The organism is Mesorhizobium sp. L2C066B000 (assembly GCF_000502335.1).
In the GTDB taxonomy this organism is placed as follows: Bacteria; Pseudomonadota; Alphaproteobacteria; order Rhizobiales; family Rhizobiaceae; genus Mesorhizobium.
The window spans coordinates 26,455-48,170 of sequence record NZ_AYWZ01000024.1 but is presented as its reverse complement, the minus strand read 5'-3'; the positions used below and the strand labels follow the sequence as shown (position 1 = coordinate 48,170).

19 protein-coding genes and 7 pseudogenes are annotated in these 21,716 nt (G+C 60.5%); 25 read left to right on the top strand and 1 reads right to left on the bottom strand.

Annotation, left to right across the window (positions count from 1 at the left end; genetic code table 11):
- The first annotated feature begins 149 nt into the window (after positions 1-149).
- The 8 genes and pseudogenes from X733_RS137945 to X733_RS01000000166850 all read left to right on the top strand — a co-directional run.
- Entirely contained in the window at positions 150-428 is a 279-nt protein-coding gene (locus X733_RS137945; RefSeq protein ID WP_023703294.1) for a hypothetical protein, read from the top strand.
- A 114-nt stretch (positions 429-542) separates the two neighbouring features.
- Positions 543-761 (top strand): hypothetical protein, encoded by a 219-nt coding sequence (locus X733_RS137950; protein WP_023820242.1) that lies wholly within the window; start codon positions 543-545, stop codon positions 759-761.
- Positions 758-1,318, top strand: coding sequence for a hypothetical protein (locus X733_RS137955; RefSeq protein ID WP_023820241.1), 561 nt, complete (start codon positions 758-760; stop codon positions 1,316-1,318). Before X733_RS137950 ends, X733_RS137955 begins: the two co-directional genes overlap by 4 nt.
- The gene (locus tag X733_RS137960; RefSeq protein ID WP_023820240.1) at positions 1,315-1,536 is read left to right on the top strand and encodes a hypothetical protein; all 222 of its coding nucleotides are present in this window, start codon (positions 1,315-1,317) and stop codon (positions 1,534-1,536) included. The genes X733_RS137955 and X733_RS137960 overlap by 4 nt, the downstream gene beginning before the upstream one ends.
- Before the next feature lie 50 nt (positions 1,537-1,586).
- A complete protein-coding gene (locus X733_RS137965; protein WP_023703296.1) occupies positions 1,587-1,811 on the top strand; it encodes a hypothetical protein in 225 nt (74 codons plus the stop codon).
- A gap of 200 nt (positions 1,812-2,011) precedes the next feature.
- A complete protein-coding gene (locus tag X733_RS137970) occupies positions 2,012-2,737 on the top strand; it encodes a hypothetical protein (RefSeq protein WP_023820239.1) in 726 nt (241 codons plus the stop codon).
- Positions 2,734-2,886: pseudogene (locus tag X733_RS1000000171550) on the top strand (hypothetical protein); the annotation flags it as partial. The gene X733_RS137970 and the pseudogene X733_RS1000000171550, both read left to right, overlap by 4 nt.
- A gap of 51 nt (positions 2,887-2,937) precedes the next feature.
- Positions 2,938-3,358 (top strand): annotated as a pseudogene (locus X733_RS01000000166850) (transposase); the annotation flags it as partial.
- A gap of 665 nt (positions 3,359-4,023) precedes the next feature.
- On the opposite strand, the gene X733_RS1000000167395 reads toward X733_RS01000000166850, so the two are convergent.
- Positions 4,024-4,734 carry a toll/interleukin-1 receptor domain-containing protein gene (locus X733_RS1000000167395; RefSeq protein ID WP_023727169.1) on the bottom strand — a complete coding sequence of 237 codons (711 nt, stop codon included), beginning with the start codon at positions 4,732-4,734 and terminating at the stop codon, positions 4,024-4,026.
- Positions 4,735-5,594: 860 nt separating this feature from the next.
- Between X733_RS1000000167395 and X733_RS01000000166835 the strand changes: the two are divergent.
- The 17 genes and pseudogenes from X733_RS01000000166835 to X733_RS138025 form a co-directional block, all read left to right on the top strand.
- Positions 5,595-6,456: pseudogene (locus tag X733_RS01000000166835) on the top strand (IS3 family transposase); the annotation flags it as partial.
- Between the two features lie 215 nt (positions 6,457-6,671).
- Positions 6,672-6,998 carry a helix-turn-helix domain-containing protein gene (locus X733_RS137975; RefSeq protein ID WP_023690557.1) on the top strand — a complete coding sequence of 109 codons (327 nt, stop codon included), beginning with the start codon at positions 6,672-6,674 and terminating at the stop codon, positions 6,996-6,998.
- A pseudogene (locus tag X733_RS01000000166830) lies at positions 6,973-8,229 on the top strand (HipA domain-containing protein). Before X733_RS137975 ends, X733_RS01000000166830 begins: the two are co-directional and overlap by 26 nt.
- A gap of 474 nt (positions 8,230-8,703) precedes the next feature.
- A complete protein-coding gene (nifH, locus tag X733_RS137980) occupies positions 8,704-9,597 on the top strand; it encodes a nitrogenase iron protein (RefSeq protein WP_023706403.1) in 894 nt (297 codons plus the stop codon).
- Positions 9,598-9,695: 98 nt separating this feature from the next.
- A complete protein-coding gene (gene nifD, locus X733_RS137985; RefSeq protein ID WP_023820232.1) occupies positions 9,696-11,198 on the top strand; it encodes a nitrogenase molybdenum-iron protein alpha chain in 1,503 nt (500 codons plus the stop codon).
- A gap of 124 nt (positions 11,199-11,322) precedes the next feature.
- Entirely contained in the window at positions 11,323-12,864 is a 1,542-nt protein-coding gene (nifK, locus tag X733_RS137990) for a nitrogenase molybdenum-iron protein subunit beta (RefSeq protein WP_023820231.1), read from the top strand.
- Between the two features lie 56 nt (positions 12,865-12,920).
- On the top strand, positions 12,921-14,411 hold the full coding sequence (gene nifE / locus X733_RS137995; protein ID WP_031194183.1) for a nitrogenase iron-molybdenum cofactor biosynthesis protein NifE: 1,491 nt from the start codon (positions 12,921-12,923) through the stop codon (positions 14,409-14,411).
- Positions 14,412-14,419: 8 nt separating this feature from the next.
- Positions 14,420-15,802 (top strand): nitrogenase iron-molybdenum cofactor biosynthesis protein NifN, encoded by a 1,383-nt coding sequence (nifN, locus tag X733_RS138000; protein ID WP_023820229.1) that lies wholly within the window; start codon positions 14,420-14,422, stop codon positions 15,800-15,802.
- Positions 15,768-16,265: a nitrogen fixation protein NifX gene (gene nifX, locus X733_RS138005; RefSeq protein WP_023820228.1), complete on the top strand. Its 498-nt coding sequence runs from the start codon at positions 15,768-15,770 to the stop codon at positions 16,263-16,265. Before nifN ends, nifX begins: the two co-directional genes overlap by 35 nt.
- 16 nt (positions 16,266-16,281) lie before the next feature.
- Positions 16,282-16,794, top strand: coding sequence for a NifX-associated nitrogen fixation protein (locus X733_RS138010; RefSeq protein ID WP_023724740.1), 513 nt, complete (start codon positions 16,282-16,284; stop codon positions 16,792-16,794).
- Complete coding sequence (locus tag X733_RS138015) at positions 16,781-17,587, top strand: response regulator transcription factor (RefSeq protein ID WP_023820227.1); 807 nt, start codon at positions 16,781-16,783, stop codon at positions 17,585-17,587. Before X733_RS138010 ends, X733_RS138015 begins: the two co-directional genes overlap by 14 nt.
- A gap of 584 nt (positions 17,588-18,171) precedes the next feature.
- Positions 18,172-18,318 (top strand): annotated as a pseudogene (locus X733_RS1000000171120) (universal stress protein); the annotation flags it as partial.
- Between the two features lie 731 nt (positions 18,319-19,049).
- Positions 19,050-19,328, top strand: coding sequence for a FixH family protein (locus X733_RS1000000168990; protein WP_245274549.1), 279 nt, complete (start codon positions 19,050-19,052; stop codon positions 19,326-19,328).
- 776 nt (positions 19,329-20,104) lie between these two features.
- A pseudogene (locus X733_RS01575) lies at positions 20,105-20,550 on the top strand (NifX-associated nitrogen fixation protein).
- A gap of 46 nt (positions 20,551-20,596) precedes the next feature.
- Positions 20,597-20,799 (top strand): annotated as a pseudogene (locus X733_RS1000000168985) (CCE_0567 family metalloprotein).
- Complete coding sequence (fdxB, locus tag X733_RS138020; RefSeq protein WP_023820222.1) at positions 20,796-21,110, top strand: ferredoxin III, nif-specific; 315 nt, start codon at positions 20,796-20,798, stop codon at positions 21,108-21,110. The pseudogene X733_RS1000000168985 and the gene fdxB overlap by 4 nt, the downstream one beginning before the upstream one ends.
- 26 nt (positions 21,111-21,136) lie before the next feature.
- Entirely contained in the window at positions 21,137-21,454 is a 318-nt protein-coding gene (locus X733_RS138025) for an exopolysaccharide production repressor protein (RefSeq protein ID WP_031194180.1), read from the top strand.
- Positions 21,455-21,716: the final 262 nt, after the last annotated feature.

Sequence of the window (21,716 nt, the reverse complement as noted above, 5' to 3'; positions counted from 1 at the left end):
TTGCAGCGCTGGGCCTATGAGGCCGATGCCCGCGCGGGGGCGTGCCGTCGCAGAGCGGCGCCCTCACCGCAAACGTGGCAAAGGTTGGAACACACAAGCGCGCGCTAAAAGCGTCTGATTCACCTAATGAATTCAAGATCCTTCGGGACTTGCTGCGCCAGCCGCTCGACAAGTTCCAAGCCGCCGTCAAGGTCTTCGCCTCTGGCGTGAAAGACGACTGGCTGACGATCACGATACCGTGCCCGGCTGGATGGAGCGGACTGGGTTCCGCAAGCCCTGTCACTGACGGCAGCGACGTGCTGCGCCTCGGCCTTCGCCTGGAGCGCCCGAGCGATGCGGTGGTGCCGGCGGGCATTGCCGACCCAATGCGGCCGCAGGCCACGCCTGGATTTGGCCTTGCAGTCGACAAGAACGAGGTCGCCATCTAACCGGAACTGCAAGGCGACACCTTTGCCGATCTGCATGACGGGGCGGCCACAGAGCTGGGCAAATATGTCTCGGCCAAATGAAGACCTCACTGCGCGAACGCCTCGACTGGCTGCGTGCGATCCGGGCCGCGCCCGCGCTGCGCTCGCCGCTCCGACTCGCCCGCCGACGCCTTTGGCCTGCGCAACACCGTGCGGGCTCTCCTGCCCGACGTGGCCGCACGCATGGCCGCGCTGGTGAGCTATGTGCACAATGACGGCCCAGCTTCGGGTACCGACGCGCTGTTCGAACACGTCAAGGACCTTCGGCAGAGCTGGCCGGCCATCTTTCGATGACGCTGAAGAGCCTGCTCATCACGACCCCGGGGCTCTTCGCCACGACCAAGGGCTTCGGAGTGGCGATCTTCGAACCCGATTCCTGTACCCAACGGCTCTACTCCTTGCAATTGCGTAAGCAGATCCATCCCGCACCCGCGCCAGGCGAGACCGCTAGCGACCCGTCGCGCTTTGATGTCGACCGTTTTCTCTTTCCTCTGTTCCACAACGCTGTGGCGGGGCGTTACGTTGTCGATATACTCGACGACGCCCGATATGATGACGAGTTCGAGATCGATGGGAGCGTTTTTGACCCGCCGCGGCCGCTGTGGACACGCGGCGGACCTGGCGTTGTGCTTGGGTCGTGCGGCGCGAAACTGCGCCAGCGCGGCGATGCCCAAGCGCGCAGCGGCGAGGACGTCATCGAGCAGCATAATCGCTTCGACGATGGCCTCGCCCCGCCCGCCAGATCGAAGCCGATGTCGTGCATTGGAACCCGAACTGGACCGAACCGGTCGCCCCGAACACCCGGCGCTTCTACCTGCTGCCCTCGCGACGTCGGCCCGCGACGCCAGTGAAGCAGAAGCCCAGCGCCGACAGCGGACCGCCTCGCGCGCCGCTGCCGGTGAATCTGACAACGCCCATGCGGCCCCTGAACGATCAGCTGGCCGACCTCCTGAAAGGTCGTCTCGATGATAAGAAGATGGTGGCCTTCGGCTCGGGCGGCACAGGGCTAAGAGCGAAGCGCCGCAATCCAACCCTGACAGGGCTGATCCAGCCGACAGCAATGGGCTAGCCGCGCCCGGCTGGTGGCATCTCGAGAGCTATGCCTCCGAGCACTATTTCGTGCTGGAGGGTGACGAGGAGTCCTCGGGCTCCGAAGGCCCATTCCACAATGACCGCATCCGCATCGAGGTCGAGATTGGCGACAGCCCGTTCGTGGACGAGGATGCCGTCGCGCCAAAGACATACGCCGTCGAGGGTGAACTCGGCGACTGTTCGCATACCAGCGTCTGCGGGTCGCAAACCAAGCGGCGTGATCCCGAAGCCCGCCAAGATCTCGCGTGCTAACCTTGAGAAGCAGCTCCGCGACTGGCTGGCCCCAACGACTGCCGACGATGGGCTCCTGGTCCCGGCGCCGCCTGTCGTGGACTCCGGCAAGCGAGCATCGCAGAAGGGTAACAGCACGACTGTCGTGGCCGGCTTCACGCCCCAGCAAGTCGGATGCCGCGCAGCGGCTCGAGAATCAATGGCCGCAAGGGATTGGCGCGGTGCTGGCCGCCGAAATCATGGATCTCGATGCCGATCCAAAGCCGCAGGATCGCTTTGTGCTGAGGGTGGTTGTGCTGGACGAACCCTGGCGCTACGCGCGCGTGCGGGTCCGGATCGAGCGCAACAAGGCGGACGTCAACGACGACAAGCTGCCCGACATCAACCCGCTGTTCCAGATGATCGGGGAATTCTCCAGCTGGAGCAGTCATGGGCGCGAGCCGATGCTCCTTGATTTGCGCGACAGCGAGGTACTGGGCTTGACAGCCGAGGCAGTTCAATTGGCTGCGAAGCTGACGCTTGGCGAGTTCCTCAAGAAAGATATGACTACTCCCCTCGACTACGGCGATCAGGTTGGGACAGCCGTTGACGCCCAATTCACCGCATCGGGTTTCGGGCGGCTTCCTCTGTGGAACCCCGATCGTGTTCGACTGGGGCAGTACGCGGTCTCTGGCATGGTGATCCAACTGCGAGCGGACCTTCATCCGCGCTACGCAAGGGCCGAGCTGAACGATCAGATTGAGGAGCGCATCGAGGAGATCCCGCGCGTACATTTGGCTCCCATGCCGTCCGACCCGACTACGCCAAGGCGTGACTTCGCGCCAGTTCTCAAGGGCTTCACGCACACTGACGTGCCCTCGGCCCATCATGCGGTGCGTATCAATTGGACCAACGCCGCCGGCGAGCTAATGGTGAGTTGCGCGTGGCCAGTGCGATTCCAATCATGAAACGCAACGAGAGGCGCAGCCGAGCGATCTTGATTTTTGCTGATGCCATCGCACTAGGGTGCTCGATGCGACTCGAACGCGGCCTCGCCTTCGAAGCGCGGCTGTTCAGCGCCCTGCCCTCCTCGCGTTCCGAGCGGGCCTTGGTGGCGACACTGGCGGAGATGTATGTGCAGGGCGTGTCGACCCGCAAGGTGAAGNTGATCCCCGAAGCCGCCTGGCAACGCTGCTACGTGCACTTCCTCAGGAACGCGCTCGATCATCTGCCGAGGAAGCACGGCGACGACTGCCTGCAGGAACTGCGCTGGCTCTACGACCGGCGCGATCTCGCCGAGGCCAAGGCCGATCTCGCCGCGTGGCTGTCCAAATGGTCCGCCCGCTATCCGCGCCTGACAGGCTGGGCCGAGGATGCCATCGAACAAACCCTGACCTTCTTCAGGCTGCCGAGACAGCACCACAAGCATCTCAAGTCCACCAACATGCTGGAGCGGCTCAACGAGGAAATCCGCCGGCGCACCTATNTTGGCCGTCGAGACCAATGAAAACTGGATGGAGGCCAACCGATACATCAACATGGACGACCTGCGCGAGCACAAGAAGCTCGCTCTGCGCCAAGCCGCATGACCAGCATCATGGCTGCCCCATTTTGCAAAACTTGACGCACACAACCATTGCCCCCGAGTCATGCGCGGTCGGTCGTGAGGTGCCTCCGGCTATCCACAGCACTTCCCGGCAAGGTGCCCAACGCCCATTAGAGGCGCATGGATCGGCTTGATCAGGGCGTTGGGCGCGGTCGTCATGAAGCCGTAAAGCTCGAAATCGCCGGCGCCGTCCTTGACCTTGCGCACCCCATGCCATGGCGTCCAGAGGCCAGCGAAGAAGAAAAGCGGCCGGTCCTCATTGAGGGCGAACCAATCCGCTGAATACCTGTCTCAGGGTCCTTATGCCGGGTGTTGGGCTGGGCTCCGAGAAACTCGTCACAGGCACCACACAGCGATGCTCAACCCCAACATACTGCTGCCAATGGCCGTATTGTGGGTTGCGGATATTGGTCGTGCCGTAGTCGGCCTTGCCCTTGACCCGTTCGAGCGGTGTCGGCATTCCCCAAAGCAGGTTGGCGACTTCACGTTGCCCGTCTGCCGCATTGCGGACCACCGGACCGGGCTGGTTGGGGGCTGGTTGGGGTAGATGTCGATGGACGGTTCAGGTTGCCTGAGATGTTCGCGCAGAGCCCTGGTGCACTGGCGTATGGCTTCTTGCGACGTGGTGATGTTGTGCAGATTGCACATCTAGGAAGGAGCAACCCCGTTCTTTTTGGCAAGCATGGAAAGGGCTTTTTCCTTGATATCTGCCGCGACCAAAGTCAGAGCTTCGTCGCGATCCTTGAAACTTGCGATCGATGTACCCTTGAGGGTCGCCTGAAAAGAGCCGAAGAGCTCTTCCTGCCACAGGCAATTTCTCGCGATCACTGGAATAACAACCGTCGTGTTGTTGGCCTCTCTCTCCATCGCGTGAGTTAGCTCAATCTGGTTGCAATAACGCGAGTTGATAAAGTCAACGCTTATCAGGAGGATGATAATGTCGGCGCTCTCTAGATTGCCCTTGATGGCGTCCGCCCATTTGTCGCCAGTCTCGATTTCGCCATCGTGCCAAGCCTCGACAAGACCAAGTCGGCTCAGCGGCGTAAGGTGCTTTAGAAGGTCAACCTTGATAGCCGCATCTGCATGCGAGTAGGAGATAAACGCCTTGAGAGGCTTGGGACTGGGGCTAGCCGCATTTTGGGGGAGGGACATAGTCCCACCGGGACCTCCTCTTATCAGTCCATTCTTCCTCAGGCGGTCCTTAGTTGTCGTGTAACGTTCTTCTATCCAACCCAGTTTATTGAAAAGGGCTGCGTTCTTAACGCTCACTTTTCCGCCCCCCGACAATTCTCTAACGGCGTCCATAAACCGGTCTTCTAGAGTTCCAACGCGCTTCCGCGATTTTGCCTTGCTTGCCATTTTATGGAGCCCCCCGAATCTAGGTCGACACTTCCAGCGAAAGTCTTTTGCAGTCAAGTCGACGCTGGAAATTAAGCCGGGAAATCCTCTAATTGGGGAGCCGGCTTGTTGCCAGCAATAAACTCGAACGGTGCGTTGCGTCTTTGTGTTAGCTTGTCGGGTCGGAGGTCTAGCCAGCCTGAGTTAGAGCCTTCTCAAGCGCCGGTCTGGGCACCTCAAGCTGCGCCTTGTCGCCACCCCATAGTCGTCCCCGACGCTGCGAGCCGTCCAAGGGTTGTCAGCTCTGGTGATGCTGACACGGGGCCTAGCTTACGCGCTTACCGTCATCTCAGCCCCTGTCGGTTATGTCCGCGGCCAGGGCATCGATATTCCGTCGAATTGCTCTCCCAGGTCGCACCGCTCCTTGGCTCATATCGCATTCACCAAAGACTATCTCTGGAACGAGATTGACCGACCCGGGAACGCTCCAGGCCGATCCGAGCTAACCGGTCAATCCAAACAACTTCGAATTACCTTAGCGGGTATTATTCTAAAAATGCCCACGGTGCCCCGGTTACAGGCAGCCCGCGAACGCGGGCGAAAGGGTGGACGCCGTCCGAAACAAACCCAATCAGCGCTCCGAAATCACTCGACTCAGCTAAATGAAGGCTGTGCGGCATCTGAAGCAGCCCGTCTCTTTCATAGGACCACCGTCGAGTGCATCGGCGCCGAGGTCAAATAGCCGTTGGCTGAATTTTCTTTCAGTTGGCCGTCTGCAGCGACGCATGCACTAGGCCTATTACGAAGAAAAGCCGGTGGACGGTGGCCACAGCAGCTGTATGAACCGTGCTCGCCGGCGTGCCTTCGGACGTGGCAACCGCATCGAGCCGATCTGGAAGGTGCTGCCGATCGCCCCGTCGAGCTACCACGACCATGTCGCCAAGCGCATCGATCCTTCCCGGCTGTCGGCTCGGGCGAAGCGGGATGAGGCCATGGCCTTGAAGGATGAGGTCCGACGCGTGTTCGAGGCCAACTTCCGCGTCTACGGCGTTCGCAAGGTCTGGCGGGAGTTACAGCGTGAGGGCTCGACGTCGCCCGCTGCACGGTTGCCCCACTGATGAGGGCCATGGGTCTTGAGGGCATCATCCGCGGCAAGCCGATCCGCACCACGGTGAGCGACAAGGCCGCACCTTGCCCTCTCGATCACGCTAATCGCCAATTCCATGCCCCGGCGCCGAACATGCTGTGGGTCTCCGACTTGACCTGCGTCGCGACCTGGACGGGCTCCGTCTATGTCGCCTTTGTCATCGACACCTATGCGCGAAGGATCGTCGGCTGGCGGGTGAGCCGGACGGCGCATGCCAGCTTCGTTGTGGACGCTCTGAAACAGGCTCTCCATGATCGGCGGCCCGTGCAGGGGGGCAGGCTGATCCATCACAGCGATAGAGGCCGCCCAATACGACTCTATCAGATACACCGAGCGCCTGGCGGAGGCCGGCGTTGAGCCTTCGGTAGGCGACAGCTACGACAATGCTCTCGCCGAAACGATCAACGGCCTTTACAAGGCCGAGGTGATCCATCGACGCGGACCATGGCGCGACTTCGAAGCCGTCGAGTTCGGTAGCTCGATTGGGTCGATTGGTTCAACAATCGCCGGCTGCTGGAGGCCATCGGCAACATTCCGCCGGCCGAAGCTGAGGAACGCTACTACGCCATCTGTATGACCCAGCCATGGCCGCGTGACTCAACGAAACGGCCTCCGGAAAACCCGGTGCGGCTTCAGTTCTCGGAGGAACGACGTTGCCGCGCGGCGCTAAAGAGAGAGGAAGATTGATCTCTTTCCATATCATTTTCTTCACATATGATACGTAAACAGATCATAAAGCATTGAAACTACTCGCTGGATGAGATACCTTTGCGTACCATCGCGCATTGGAATAGATCGTATAGGTTGCGTTATGGACTCTCAATCGGAAATTCTACGGGAAATCGGTGGGTTTTTCAGGCAGGCGAGGTTGGCCGCTGCGATGACGCAGGAGCAGGTCGCCGATTTGGCGGGTATATCCCGTCCCCGATATCGCGACATCGAAAAGGGAGCCGCAGCCGCGCGTGCGACGACGCTCATGAATATCGCTCGCGCGCTCGGTCTGGAAATGATGCTGGTTCCGCAAGCCATGGTGCCGGCTGTCCAGGCTCTATTGCGTCCGCATGATGATGACGATCGACCCGCCTTTGTTTCTCAACCTGACGATGACGATCATGGCTCCAGTCTTTCGCGCACCTAAGACGATCCCGTCACTGGACGTGCTCTTGAATGCAGTGAAGATCGGCACAATCGTCAGGACGCCGGGCGATTTCAATGCGTTCAACTTCGATGACGCCTACCGCGCGACGGGCGGCTTTCCGGTTCTCAGCCTGTCGTTCCGGGCAGCGACGGGAGGATTGCGGAAAGATCCAAAGCCTCTGGCAAGCGCCTTGCCCGCTTTCTTTCGCGAACCTCCTGCCGGAGGAGAAATTGCGGGAGGCGATGGAAAGGCATCACGAAGGCAATGTGCGGCCAGGCAATGATTTCGATCTTTTAGCGGCACTGGGCGCCGATCTGCCGGGAGCCGTACGGGCGTTGCCCAGTGACGGCGCGATAACGGTTTCGAAGGATGGCTCAAAGGATCACCCCAAGGCACGGTTCTCGCTTGCCGGCGTGCAGATGAAGCTGTCGGTCATGAAGAACATTGGAAAAGGCGGCGGCCTTACCTTGCCGATGGACGACGAGCAGGGCCGGTACATTGCCAAGTTCCCTTCGACGGCGTTTCCGGGCGTTTCCGAGAACGAATTCGCCAACCTGGCGCTGCCAGCAGCAATCGGCATGGAGGTTCCTGAATGCGAACTGGTCGAGAAGTCCGATTTTGAGGGCGTTCCCGAAGAATTCAATACGCTGTCGGAGGGCAAGGTCCTTCTCGTCAAACGCTTCGATCGCGGCGCCGGTGGCGAGAGGATACACATCGAGGATTTCGCTCAGGTCTTCGGTGTCTACCCCTCGCGCAAATATGAGGGGGCCGCTTATCACGACATAGCCTTGGCTCTTGGCGTGGCCGTCTCGCCTACGGCGGCTCTCGATTTCGTCCGCCGCCTGGCACTGAGCGTCATCACCGGCAATGGCGACATGCACCTGAAGAATTGGTCTTTGATGTATCCCGGAAACGGCGACAAGCCGGCGCTTGCACCAATCTACGACGTCCTGTCCACTGTGCCATATATTCCCGCCGACGCCATGGCGCTGTCGCTTGGAGGAGAGCGCTCGTTCAGGCGCTAGCAGCACCGCGATGGAAAGCATTTGCGAACCGCGCAAGGCTTCCGGAGCCGGCAGTCCTAAAGGCAGTGGTCGAGACGGTCAAACTCGTCAACGAGTACTGGTGGCATCTGCCTGAGCGCGACGTTGTCGCGGCGAAAGTGCTCAAGCGGATGGACGAACATGTGAAGGCGATGACGCCGATACTGAACTCCTGCGCCGATAAGTGAGCCGAGTCCCCTCGGGTTGCTGATATAGCGGAACTTTCGATCCGCGGCCCTATGGATGGCTGGACCGAAGGCATGCCAGCGTGGCGCAAGATTCCGCGGAGTGTCCACGATGACACGCGTGAGTAAGCACGTCAGCTCGCCGGAACAGACAGCATCCCGCAATTCACCCAACAGGATCGAGCTGCTGTTCGTCCACTTCAACATAACGACGCGGTTCAAACGAATTCGGTGACTGAGGATCGCGATCCGACGCTTTGTGTCGCCATTGTCGGGTCCGCTACACGGTCTGTTGCGACGATCCTTTCTTTGGCCCTCAGGCTAAACCACTGAAAAGCAACCATCAAATTATTCTTCGGTTCGATCAGCCAAATTGGCACGAGTCTTGAGATCCTTAGGTGCGAGGCGGCTACAGCTGCCCGACCGGCATTCATGTCGCGGCAGCCGCGATGAATGGAACGAAGGAAGGAAAGCTACATGTCAGGTTTGCGTCAGATCGCCTTTTACGGCAAGGGCGGCATCGGCAAGTCCACCACCTCCCAAAATACGCTCGCCGCCCTTGTCGACCTCGGGCAGAGAATCCTCATCGTCGGCTGCGACCCCAAAGCCGACTCCACCCGCCTGATCCTGAACGCGAAGGCGCAGGATACGGTGCTGCACCTCGCGGCAGAGGAAGGTTCGGTGGAAGACCTGGAACTCGCGGACGTGCTCAAGGTCGGGTACAAAGGCATCAAATGCGTGGAGTCGGGCGGGCCCGAGCCCGGTGTCGGCTGCGCCGGCCGCGGCGTGATCACCTCAATCAACTTCCTCGAGGAGAACGGCGCCTACGACGACGTCGACTATGTCTCCTACGACGTGCTCGGGGATGTGGTGTGTGGCGGTTTCGCGATGCCGATCCGCGAGAACAAGGCCCAGGAAATCTATATCGTCATGTCCGGCGAGATGATGGCGCTCTATGCCGCCAACAACATCGCCAAGGGTATCCTGAAATACGCCCATTCGGGCGGCGTGCGGCTCGGCGGCCTGATCTGCAACGAGCGCCAAACCGACCGCGAACTCGACCTCGCCGAGGCGCTTGCTTCCAGGCTCAATTCCAAACTTATCCACTTCGTGCCGCGCGACAACATCGTCCAGCACGCCGAGCTCAGGAAGATGTCTGTGATCCAGTATGCGCCGGACTCCAAGCAGGCCGGCGAATACAGGGCGCTGGCCGAGAAGATCCATGGGAATTCGGGCCAGGGCACCATCCCGACCCCGATCACCATGGAGGAGCTCGAGGACATGCTGCTCGACTTCGGCATCATGAAGACGGACGAGCAGATGCTTGCCGAGCTTCAGGTCAAGGAAGCGGCTAAGGCGGCCGCACAGTAGCGACCACTGCCGACATGAGGCGCCGCCTGACCTGGTGCGTCTTTCAAAGAACGGCGCCTCGTCGGTGAGGCGTCACCCTGAACCTTGAAAGGGGTCCCATGAGCCTGGAATACGAGAATGACGGTGGCCTCCATGCGAGGCTAATCGAGGAAGTGCTGTCGCAATATCCTGACAAGTCGGCGAAGCGCCGCAAAAAGCACCTCAGCGTCGCAAAAAGCGGCGGCGAGGCTGGCGAGGAAAGCGAGGTCCTTTCCGAATGCGAGGTCAAATCGAACATCAAGTCCATCCCCGGCGTGATGACAATTCGCGGCTGCGCCTATGCCGGCTCGAAAGGCGTGGTGTGGGGTCCAGTCAAGGATATGGTCCATATCTCGCACGGCCCGGTAGGCTGCGGGCAATATTCCTGGTCTCAACGCCGCAACTACTACCTCGGCACGACCGGCATCGACACGTTCGTCACCATGCAGTTCACCTCCGATTTCCAGGAGAAGGACATTGTTTTCGGCGGCGACAAGAAGCTCGAACGGATCATCGACGAGATCGAGGAACTGTTTCCGCTGAACAAGGGCATGACTGTGCAATCCGAATGCCCGATTGGCCTGATTGGCGACGACACCGAAGCTGTATCCCGCAACAAGGCCAAGCAGCACGGAAAGACAATCGTGCCGGTGCGCTGCGAGGGCTTCCGCGGCGTCTCGCAATCCCTCGGCCACCACATCGCCAACGACGCGATCCGCGACTGGGTGTTCGAGAAGAAGGACCTCGAGTTCGAGGCCGGCCCGTACGATGTCAATGTGGTCGGGGACTATAATATCGGCGGCGACGCCTGGGCTTCGCGCATCCTGCTCGAGGAGATGGGTCTGCGCGTGGTCGGCAACTGGTCGGGCGACGCTACGCTGGCCGAAATAGAGCGAGCGCCAAAGGCGAAACTCAATCTCATCCATTGCTACAGGTCGATGAACTACATCTGCCGGCACATGGAGGAAAAGTATGGCATCGCCTGGATGGAGTACAATTTCTTCGGCCCCTCCCAGACCGAAGCCTCTCTGCGCAAGATAGCCAAGCACTTCGGGCCGGAAATCGAGGCCAAGGCCGAGGCGGTCATAGCCAAATACCGGCCGCTGGTCGAGGCGGTCATAGCCAAGTACCGGCCGCGCCTCGAAGGCAGGACGGTGATGCTTTATGTCGGCGGGCTGCGCCCCCGTCACGTCGTCACGGCATATGAGGACCTGGGTATGGTGATCGTCGGCACTGGCTACGAATTTGGCCATAACGACGACTATCAGCGTACCGGCCACTACGTGAAGAAGGGCACTCTGATCTACGACGACGTGACTGGTTACGAGCTGGAGAAGTTCATCGAGGGGATCCGTCCTGATCTCGTTGGCTCCGGCATCAAAGAAAAGTACCCGGTCCAGAAGATGGGCATACCGTTCCGTCAAATGCATTCCTGGGATTATTCCGGCCCGTATCACGGCTACGACGGGTTCGCCATCTTCGCGCGCGATATGGATCTGGCCATCAACAACCCGGTCTGGAACCTCTACGACGCCCCCTGGAAGAAAAAAGCCGAGCCGTCGGCGGCGATCGCAGCCGAATGAAACCCTGGCCTCCCGGAAGCCGGGAGGCCATGAACGCCTGTGGCCGCTTGTCCGCGGGAGACCTGAAACTTTCGACGTCCCTGTGCCGCCGTATGGCGGACCAGATGCAAAGAGGTAACCGCCCATGCCGCAGTCGGCTGAAAAAGTTCTCGACCACGCGCCCCTGTTCCGCGAGCCGGAATACAGGCAGATGCTCGCGGAGAAGAGGCTGAATTTCGAATGTCCTCACCCGGACCAGGTCGTTACCGACCAAGGCGAATTCACCAAGACGTGGGAATACCGCGAAAAGAACCTTGCTCGCCAAGCCCTTGTCGTGAACCCCGCCAAGGCCTGCCAGCCGCTCGGCGCGGTGTTCGCGGCCGCAGGCTTCGAGCGAACCATGTCCTTCGTCCATGGCAGCCAGGGCTGCGTGGCCTATTACCGCTCGCACCTGTCGCGCCATTTCAAGGAGCCTGCTTCGGCGGTTTCCTCCTCGATGACCGAGGACGCGGCAGTGTTCGGCGGCCTGAAGAACCTGGTCGATGGGCTCGCCAACACGTACCAACTCTACGACCCGAAGATGATCGCCGTCTCGACCACTTGTATGGCAGAGGTCATTGGCGACGATCTGCACAGCTTCATCGAGAACGCCAAGGACGAAGGCTCGGTCCCGCGCGACTTCGACGTGCCTTTCGCCCACACTCCGGCCTTCGTCGGCAGCCATGTCGACGGCTATGACGTTACGGTCAAGGGCATTTTGGAGCATTTCTGGAAAGGGGAGGAGCGAACGGAAGCCGAGGGGACCATCAACGTCATTCCGGGCTTCGACGGATTCTGTGTTGGCAACAACCGGGAACTCAAGCGCCTGCTCGACCTGATAGGCGTATCCTACACCTTCATCCAAGACGCCTCTGACCAGTTCGACACGCCGTCCGACGGCGAATACCGCATGTATGACGGCGGCACGAAGATCGAAGACGTGAGGAAGGCACTCAACGCCGAGGCGACGCTGTCGCTGCAGCATTACAACACCCGAAAAACCCTAGAGTATTGCGAGGGGGTGGGGCAGGCGACGGCCTCGTTCCATTACCCGCTCGGTGTAAAGGCGACTGACGACTTCCTGATGGAGGTTTCCGCGATTTCCGGCAAGCAAATCCCGGAGGTAATCCGCCTCGAGCGCGGCCGACTTGTCGACGCCATGGCGGACAGCCAATCCTGGCTGCACGGTAAGAAATACGCCATTTACGGCGATCCGGACTTTGTCTACGCCATGGCCCGCTTCATCATGGAGACGGGCGGCGAGCCGACCCATTGCCTCGCCACCAACGGAACGTCGGCATGGGAAGCGGAGTTGAAGGAACTGCTTGCATCATCGCCCTTCGGCAAGGATGCTCAAGTCTGGGCGGGCAAGGACCTCTGGGCGATGCGCTCGCTGCTCTTCACCGAGCCGGTGGACCTGCTGATCGGCAACTCCTATGGCAAGTATCTGGAGCGCGACACCGGCACGCCGCTGATCCGGCTGACGTTTCCGATCTTCGATCGCCACCATCACCATCGGTTTGCGCTGATGGGCTACCAAGGCGGGTTGCGCGTGCTGACGACGATCCTCGACAAGATCTTCGACAAGCTCGATCGCGAGACAAGCGAGACGGGCGTGACGGACTATTCGTATGACCTCACCCGCTAAGCTTGACGGTCGGCTTTGGCCGGTCGTCTTCCCGAGGGACTTTGGAGACCGACGCAATGTCCTTGCTCAGAGCCAAAATCCAGGATGTCTTCAACGAGCCTGGCTGCGAAAAGAACGGCGGCAAGGATGCCAAGGCGCGCAAGGAGGGCTGTTCGAAGCCACTGATCCCCGGGGCGGCGGCCGGCGGCTGTGCCTTCGATGGCGCCAAGATCGTGCTGCAGCCGATCACAGACGTCGCACACCTGGTCCATGGGCCGCTCGCCTGCGAGGGCAATTCCTGGGACAACCGCGGTGCGGCTTCGTCCGGGCCAACGCTGTGGCGCACGAGCTTCACGACCGACCTCACCGAACTCGATGTTGTCATGGGGCAGGGCGAGCGGAAGCTCTTCAAAGCGATCCGCGAGATCAAGGAAGCGTATGGGCCGCCGGCGATCTTCGTCTATCCGACCTGCGTGACGGCGCTGATCGGGGACGACATCGACGCCGTCTGCAAGCGCGCGGCGGAAAAGTTCGGCTTGGCCGTTGTACCGGTCAATGCGCCGGGCTTCGTCGGCTCCAAGAATCTCGGCAACAAGCTTGCCGGCGAGGCGTTGCTCGAGCATGTCATCGGCACGGTCGAGCCCGACGATGCCGGCCCTTACGACATCAACATTCTTGGCGAATTCAACCTCTCGGGCGAATTCTGGCTGGTGAAGCCGCTGCTGGATCGGCTCGGGATCCGGGTGCGCGCCTGCATTCCGGGTGACGCCCGTTACGTCGATGTTGCCGGCGCGCACCGCGCCCGGGCGGCTATGATGGTGTGCTCGACCGCGCTCATCAATCTGGCACGCAAGATGGACGAGCGCTGGGACATCCCGTTTTTCGAGGGCTCCTTCTACGGGATCACCGACACCTCGGAAGCGCTCCGACAGATCTCTGAGCTGCTGGTGAAGCAGGGTGCCGACCCGGAGATCCTCGGCCGCACCGAGGTATTGATTGCAGAGGAAGAGGCGATCGCCTGGAAGAACCTAGCGGCCTACCGGCCGAGGCTCGAAGGCAAGCGCGTGCTGCTCAACACCGGCGGCGTGAAGTCCTGGTCGGTCGTCCATGCGCTGATGGAGATCGGGATCGAGATCGTCGGCACCTCTGTCAAGAAGTCGACCGTCGAAGACAAAGAGCGGATCAAGCAGATCCTCAAGGACGACAACCATATATTCGAGCAGATGGCAGCGCGCGAGCTTTACGCCATGCTCTCCGAACACAAGGCCGATATCCTGCTATCAGGCGGGCGCACGCAATTCGTCGCTCTGAAGGCCAAGACGCCCTGGCTCGATATCAACCAGGAGCGCCAACATCCTTTCGCCGGCTATGACGGCATGGTGGAACTCGTACGCCAGATCGACCTGGCCATTCATAACCCCATCTGGTGCCAGGTACGCGAGCCGGCACCATGGGATTGCCAGCCTGCGGTGAGGGAGGAACTGCCGCGCACGAAAAGCGAGACCGTGACCTTGCATGCTGTCCAGGAATTCTCCGGCACGACGGCCGCTGATTTCGGCGAGTGTTGAGGAAGCCAATGGGCCGCATCCTTCCCCAGACCAAAGCGGCGGCGGTCAATCCGCTGAAGTTATCGCAGCCATTGGGTGCCGCCTTGGCCTTTCTTGGCGTCGACGGCGCGATGCCCTTGTTCCACGGCAGCCAGGGTTGCACCAGCTTCGCGCTCGTGCTCTTCGTGCGACATTTCAAGGAAGCCATTCCCTTGCAGACAACCGCGATGGACGAGGTGGCAACGATCCTCGGCGGGGCAGACCATCTGGAAGAGGCGATCCTCAACCTCAAGGCCCGCACAAAGCCAACGCTGATCGGGGTTTGCACGACCGCGTTGGTGGAAACCCGGGGCGAAGACTGCGCAGGAGATATCGCCAATATCAGGCTGAAGCGGACCAAAGAACTCGCGGGTACGGAGGTGGTGCTGGCCAACACGCCAGATTTCGATGGTGCGATCGAAGAGGGCTGGGCCAAAGCTGTCACCGCGATGATCGAAGGGATTACACGGCCCGGCGAGCAGGCGCGGCAGTCGAAGAAAATCGTGATCCTGCCTGGCTGGAACCTCACTGTGGCTGACACCGAGCATTTACGTGAGATGGTTGAAAGCTTTGGACTGAAGCCGGTGATTCTGCCGGACATCTCCGGCTCGCTCGACGGTACGGTGCCCGACCGCTGGGTCACGACCACCTATGGCGGCACCAGCGTCGAGGATATCCGCGAGCTAGGCACGGCCGAGCAATGTATCGTCATCGGTGAGCATATGCGCCGCCCGGCCGAGCTGCTGCAGAGGTTGACCGGCGTGCCTTACGTGCTGTTCCGGTCGCTGACCGGATTGAGGGACGCCGACCGGTTCGTCTCGCTGCTGTCCGCAGTTTCGGGCGAGGCGGCGCCGGCTGAGGTGCGCCGTCGGCGGGCGCAGTTGCAGGACGCGTTGCTCGACGGACATTTCCACTTTGGAGGCAAGAAAATTGCGATCGCTGCTGAACCAGACCAACTCTACCAACTCGCGAGCTTCTTCATCGGCATGGGCTCCGAAATCGCGGCGGCGGTCACAACGGCCGCTATGTCGAAAATTCTGGAGGAAGTGCCGGCGCAGTCGGTTCAAATCGGCGATCTCGGCGATTTGGAAGCGCTTGGCGCCGGCGCTGATCTTCTCGTTACTCATTCCCACGGCCGCCAGGCGGCGCAGCGCCTCGGCATTCCGCTCATGCGGGTCGGCTTCCCGATCTTCGACCGGCTCGGGGCCCAGCACAAGCTCACCGTCCTCTACCAGGGGACCCGCGACCTGATCTTCGAGGTTGCCAACATTTTCGAAGCCAACGGGCGAGCGCCGACGCCTGAGGCGCTTGATCCACTCCGTAAGCGAGAAATGCCAGATGAGCTCCGTCCGTCGCCTCTCGCTCGTCACTGACGAGGTTCACGTACCGACGCCGGAACGCCAGGCGGGCGCATTGCGCGTGGCGATCGCCACGCAGGACATGAAGAACCTCAACGCCCATTTCGGATCGGCCAGGCGCTTTGCTGTCTACGACGTTATGCGCGAGGAGTGGAATCTCGTGGAAGCCATGGTCTTTGACGACGTTTCCGACGAGAGCGGGAAGCACCGAACCGAGGGCGATGACCGCATCACCCCGAAGGTGGAGGCGCTAAAGGGCTGCCATTTGCTGTTTTGTCTGGCGATCGGCGGACCTTCGGCAGCCAAACTTGTTTCCGCAAAGATCCATCCGATCAAAGTGCCGCAGCCCCAGACCATCCAAGAGGTGTTGTTGCGCACGCAGATGATGCTCAGGACGTGTCCTCCCCCTTGGCTGCGCAAGGTGCTGGCGCAGGCAGGTGTCGCTGAACAGAAGCCCTCCTTCGAGGACGAAAGCTGAATGAGGAGTGGGCGAAATGTTTGAAGCCGCTGTTGGCCCTGCCGCCACCGAGGACGAGGCGGCCCTTGCCACCCCGTTCGTCAAATGCCTCGTGCGGCTGATCCGTGCCAATGATTCCCACGGGTCATGGGAAGGCAAATCGGACGCCGAGCTGCTGGGCGACTTCATCATCACCAGGGAACAGCGCCGTGCAATTCCAATCATCGGCGATCCCGATCCGGACGTGCTGTGGAGGCTCGATAAGTTCTACACCGCCGTCGGGCTTGCGATTGAGGAACGCTCCGGCCTGATGGCATCCCCGATCATGGAGATGAGCCACGAGGGCTTCGGGCGCGTGCTCTTCACGGCCGGGCGGTTGGTCGTTTTGTCGAAAACCCTGCGCGACGTCCACCGGTTCGGTTTCGAGACGTTCTGGAAACTCGCCGCCGCCGGTACCCAACTGGCCGGCGATGCCACCGCAGTCATTGAGGCTTATCCCGAGGTGGCGCGGGCGGGATCTTTCGATCGAGGGGATCATGTCAGGTCTTGAGGACATGCGATGGCCAGCCCTCTCAATCGAGGCGGTCGAGGCCGATGTGGTTCTTGGGGTAGCGCTGATGAAGCCAGTGGTACTGATCTGTTCGCAAGATGCGGAGTTGTATTTGTTCCTCAGCCACATTCTGGGGGTGGACGGCTTCACGAGTGAGCCGGCAGGCGGCGTGAATGAAGCACTTGCATTTGCCAATGAACGGGAGCTCCAGGCGGTCGTGCTGGACTGCGGGCCATCAAGCGTGGCAGGCTCCACAATCTGCGCCCGGTTTAAGGGGGAGCCCCGAACCGGCCGCCTGCCCGTCATTGCGTTGATCGCGCCCGGCGCCGAGAACCAGCACCTCGATCTCTTGAAGGCAGGAATTGACGAGAGCTTTGTGCGGCCCTTCGCGCCGGCCAAGCTGCTTGACTGTCTACGCACGAAGCTGGCGCTGCCACAGCCGGGTTCAAACGGGATAAAAAACGGCAGCTGGCTCCGCTGTGGCAGGCTAGAGATGAACGTCGATGCCCGCCGAGTCCATGGTAACGGCCACGACATCCACCTTGGACCGATCCAGTTCAAGCTGCTGCGGCATTTGCTCGAGACTCCCGGCATGGTGTTCAGCCGAGTCGAGTTAAAGAACGCTGCTTGGGGGGAAAAGATCCATGTCGGTGAACGCACCGTCGATGTCCATGTCAGCCGGATCAGAAAGGAGCTGGAGAGGACGTCGGCCGGCAGCGTCATTCGAACCATCAGGTCCGACGGCTACTCGCTGGAGGAGGCGGACGTTGAGCCTGAGGCTGACGGCGAATGAGGCAGGTGCGGTGCCACTCGCTCGAGGGGCCGGACGGCTGAACAGCGAAGATGTAGTGCCACCCCATCTCCGTCGTGCCGAGGGCAAGTCTTGCGGCTTCGAAACGCGCCTACAGTTACGACATACTTAGAAAGAAGCAGACAGATGGCCTTCAAGAGCGTACTCAGTGTGACGGGAGTTGACCACTCCGATCCGGATGTCAGGACAGCTGCCAGCTTGTGTGCCGAAGTCGGCGCGTATCTTTCCGTACTGGTGATGTCGCCTCCGCCGCTCGTGATGGTCGCCTCGGCCGCTAGGCAGTGGCATCCCCGAGTGGCCTGGACAACGCGCACACGCCATTGCCGCACTGGAACAACGGTACACGCAAAGAGATTTTCACAGGACACGGCCAGTTGGGAAAAAACATCCAGGGAAATTCACAAACTGCTGAAAGCCACGTGGCGGTGCTATGATGTCGATATTGCGAACTGCGAAGCATCGGTGACGCGGTGCGACAGCGGGCGCTCTGCAACGGCCCCGCACTTCTCAACGACACTAGTCTCGGAGCTCTTGTTTTCAACGGCAGCTTGTTCGATACGGCCACTGTGCTCGCGCAGCACGCAATCGATACGTCTGCCAACATGATAGTCATGGGCGCTTATGGCAGCCGACGGCTGCGCGAGCGGCTCTTCGGTGGCGTCACAAAATGGATGGTGGGCAAGCCGCCATTGCCGCTGTTTTTGGCTCGCTGACGGGTTCCGAAGCAGCACCGATGCTGTTCGAAGCTCTACTCCCTGGTCACCTATCCTGATGCCAAGTCGGAGAAAAGTCGCCGCAACGCGAAGCTCCTGGAGCAACTTGCAAGCGCCGTCGCGAAGAACATTCCCGGACGTCTCTAACGCGCGCTCGGGGTCTGCTCGCCGAGACAATCCGTAACGCGCAGACCAACGGCCGGGCAGAGGCCCAGGCGTCCTCAATGCTCTCAAAACACCGATACTCGGGTCGGCGTCAGGTCGAGAAGAGAGTCGTTTCAGCGCAGCAGGCCGCGTTCGGACCGTAGCCCCATCGTATTGGCGTTATCACGATTCCCCTCACCACTGGCCGGGAGCTGAACACCGCAACCGTGCAGCGGCCAAGGCGCCGACCTTCGAGTCGGACGGTCGGGCTCTTGCCGGTGGCGGGGGGGAATTGATAGCATCAATAACGTTACCATCGGCTGGGATGGTAGCCGGCTTAGCGGCGAGGACGGCGGCCGCATCTTCAGCGTTTTCAGTCTGCCCGGCCCACCGCGTGGCGACCGAGCGGCCTTAAGGCTGGTCAATTCCGACAAGCTCACATTCGCACCAGGCGGTCCCTGTAGCGCCTGAGCACAGGGAACACAGAAAATATCGGCACAAAGCAGGAACCCCGGAGAGCTCACCGGCCGCACACGCCGGCACTCATCCTGGCCTTTTTCGCCAGGATCATAATCTTCGAGCTGACGATGGCGGTATTGGCGAGCCGAAGCTGGACCGGCTTCGTCGTGAAAAATTCCCATGTCGCCAGCCAGGAATTCAATCGCAAGGCGGGCGAGGGGGCACAGGCCGCGCTCGGATGGGGCAGCCTTTGCAATCGAAAATGGCGAGATCCGCTACCGCCTGAGGGACCGGAACGGCAAGACGCTCAAGCCGGTGGCGTGAAGCGGACAATGATGACGGGCCTGGCGGCAGCCAACGCAGTCTTGATGTCCATCTGCTCGGTCCCTCAGCCGAATACATGTTGAGTCGTCCGTGGCCAGGCTTTCGTGCCGGCCCGAAGTGCCAGATGCGTGTCCAAACCGGACAGCGGCAGAAGACATGTCGCGTCCAATACAACCGGCTATCTTGGGCACCCGGACGATTTTGAAGTAGAATCAAGAAGTTACTGCGCGCCTAGCGCGTTGGCACGGCCTTTGCGATTTGAGATTCAGCAACACTGAGTGAAGGCTGACTGCACGCAGATGCGCAAGACGAGCGATGCTCTTGAACCCTCGTGCCCCGTCTCAAAGGGGGAACAAGCTCGCGCATAAGGTCACCCAACCTTTGGCAACAGCCTTGGAGAGAAACATGGTAGTGCAGCTGGGGTCACCGGCTCCCGAGATCAAAGTGGAGGACTGGCTGCGTGGCGAGCCCCGAGGGTGCCAAGGCGCGGTTGGCCGAGGAGGAAAGATAAAAAAATGGGTAATTGGTCGAAATGACTTACTGGTCAATTCGCCCATTTCCCTGGCGTGACCGTGCGGCAAGGAGGGTCCATGCAGCACTTGGTCGATCGTTTGCAGCAGGGTCGAGGCTCAAATCTTCATGGCCTCCGGCCGCATTGCGGCGGAAGTGCTGTTCAACGCGAATTCGCGTGGAAGACTTCGCAGTCGAGGACGTGTTCAAGGTCGGCCCGAAGGACATCAATTGCGTGGAACCAGTCGCGCCGAGCCGGGCGTCGGCTGCGCAAGTGTGCCCGAAGTACGCGTCCCAGACAACAGACATCGTGCTTCGAGGAAGAGGACTGAAATGAGGAGAAGGCGAAATGTCTGACACCGCAATCAGCCCTGCCGTTGAGGAGGACGAGGCGCCTGCCACGCCATTCGTCAGATGCCTCGTGCGGCTGATCGGTGCTCAAGACTCCTACGGCTCGTGGGAAAGCAAATCGGACGCCGAACTGCTGGACGACTTCATCGTCATCAGAAAACAGCGCCGTGCGATGCCTGTCATCGGCGATCCCGAGCCGGACGTGCTTTGGAGGCTCGACATACTTTACACCGCCGTCGCGCTCGCGATCGAGGAGCGCTCCGGCCTGATGACATCGCCAATGACAAAGATGAAACCTATGGGGCTTCGGACGATCGCGTTTTACGGCCGGGCGGTTGGTCGCTCTGTCGAGACATCCACCGGTTCGGCTTAGAGATGCTCAGGAAGCTAGCGGAGGCCGGTACGAAACTGATCGACGATGCGACTGCGGCCATCGAAGCCTAACCCAACGTGGCACGGGCGTGAAGAAACCGATTTCAAGGAAGGATCTATGTCAAAGCTGGATGAGATGGGAACGGAAGTCCGAAAGCTTCAGTTGCGCGCGCCATTGCCAAGATGAAATTGCGCGACCTTGCAGAGGATCTCCCTGGAAAATGGACGGAGATAGAGGAAGTCGCCGAGGAAGCGTCGGCCGTTTTTGCCGAGTTGGATGGCGCCCAGAGAGAGCTCGCTGCAATGAAGAAGTTACGATGAGGAGCACATTCACCACGCGCGACGGCTCCGGATGGATGCCGGAATATCTCACCGCGATAGACGGCGCGACCTGCATCGGCTGCGGCCGCTGTTTCAAAGTCTGCTCGCGCGAGGTCATGCATCTTTACGGCGTCGATGACGCGGGTGAAATCCTCGCCTGCGACGGCAAAGACGACGATTTCGATGGCGAGCTCAATCGCATGATCATGGTCGTCGACCATCCCGGCCGCTGCATTGGCTGCGGAGCCTGCGCCCGCGTCTGCCCGAAGAGCTGCCAGACCCATGTTGCGGCCGACAATGTCGCTGCATGATCTGGTGGACATCCAGGAGAACGGCATTGCCCTTCAGAATCTTCTGCCGCGTCCTGGGAATGGTCCTTTGCAGCACAGCTCTGACCGCCTATTTCGCTTCTCATTCCATCGGCACAGCAATCGTCACTACGCTGGCTTGTTCGCTGCTCCTTCAGCTGGCGTATTTCGCAAGCGTGCTCTTTCTGATCTGGCGGTCTGGCCACGTTAGCCGAGCTGGCCAAAGGGCCGAGCATTTCGACAGTTGCGAGGAAGTTGGATCCGAGCCGCCAGACCTGGATGAGGTAAAGAATGAATCCGCAGAGTTGCTCCAGCGCGGTCAAATGCTGGCCACATCGCTGGAGTAGTCGTCACGATCAACGTCTCCGGACCCGGTCGTCTGTCGGCAAACAACGAAATTGCATCGTCAACCTGCTGGAAGCCTGGAGCGAGGTTCCCATACAGGAGCAGCCCCCTGCCGTCAGCTTGATCTCGCGGTTCCAACGATCAAACAGGCGAACGCTGAGTTGAAGCTCCAATAGCTTTATCTGCTGGATTACCGCCCTGGCGTCCCGCCGCCCAGATCTTTTGCAGCGCCGTTTACGCTGCCGTGACGCCCGACCTTGACAA

What these genes read in the sequence shown, in the direction of transcription:
- nifH (WP_023706403.1), top strand. Translation starts at nt 8,704, where the DNA reads ATGTCAGGTTTGCGTCAGATCGCCTTTTACGGCAAGGGCGGCATCGGC.
- nifX (WP_023820228.1), top strand. Translation starts at nt 15,768, where the DNA reads ATGAGCTCCGTCCGTCGCCTCTCGCTCGTCACTGACGAGGTTCACGTA.
- X733_RS138015 (WP_023820227.1), top strand. Translation starts at nt 16,781, where the DNA reads ATGTCAGGTCTTGAGGACATGCGATGGCCAGCCCTCTCAATCGAGGCG.
- X733_RS137955 (WP_023820241.1), top strand. Translation starts at nt 758, where the DNA reads ATGACGCTGAAGAGCCTGCTCATCACGACCCCGGGGCTCTTCGCCACG.
- X733_RS1000000168990 (WP_245274549.1), top strand. Translation starts at nt 19,050, where the DNA reads ATGGCGGTATTGGCGAGCCGAAGCTGGACCGGCTTCGTCGTGAAAAAT.
- X733_RS1000000167395 (WP_023727169.1), bottom strand. Translation starts at nt 4,734, where the DNA reads ATGGCAAGCAAGGCAAAATCGCGGAAGCGCGTTGGAACTCTAGAAGAC.
- nifE (WP_031194183.1), top strand. Translation starts at nt 12,921, where the DNA reads ATGTCCTTGCTCAGAGCCAAAATCCAGGATGTCTTCAACGAGCCTGGC.
- nifN (WP_023820229.1), top strand. Translation starts at nt 14,420, where the DNA reads ATGGGCCGCATCCTTCCCCAGACCAAAGCGGCGGCGGTCAATCCGCTG.
- nifD (WP_023820232.1), top strand. Translation starts at nt 9,696, where the DNA reads ATGAGCCTGGAATACGAGAATGACGGTGGCCTCCATGCGAGGCTAATC.
- nifK (WP_023820231.1), top strand. Translation starts at nt 11,323, where the DNA reads ATGCCGCAGTCGGCTGAAAAAGTTCTCGACCACGCGCCCCTGTTCCGC.
- X733_RS137975 (WP_023690557.1), top strand. Translation starts at nt 6,672, where the DNA reads ATGGACTCTCAATCGGAAATTCTACGGGAAATCGGTGGGTTTTTCAGG.
- fdxB (WP_023820222.1), top strand. Translation starts at nt 20,796, where the DNA reads ATGAGGAGCACATTCACCACGCGCGACGGCTCCGGATGGATGCCGGAA.
- X733_RS138010 (WP_023724740.1), top strand. Translation starts at nt 16,282, where the DNA reads ATGTTTGAAGCCGCTGTTGGCCCTGCCGCCACCGAGGACGAGGCGGCC.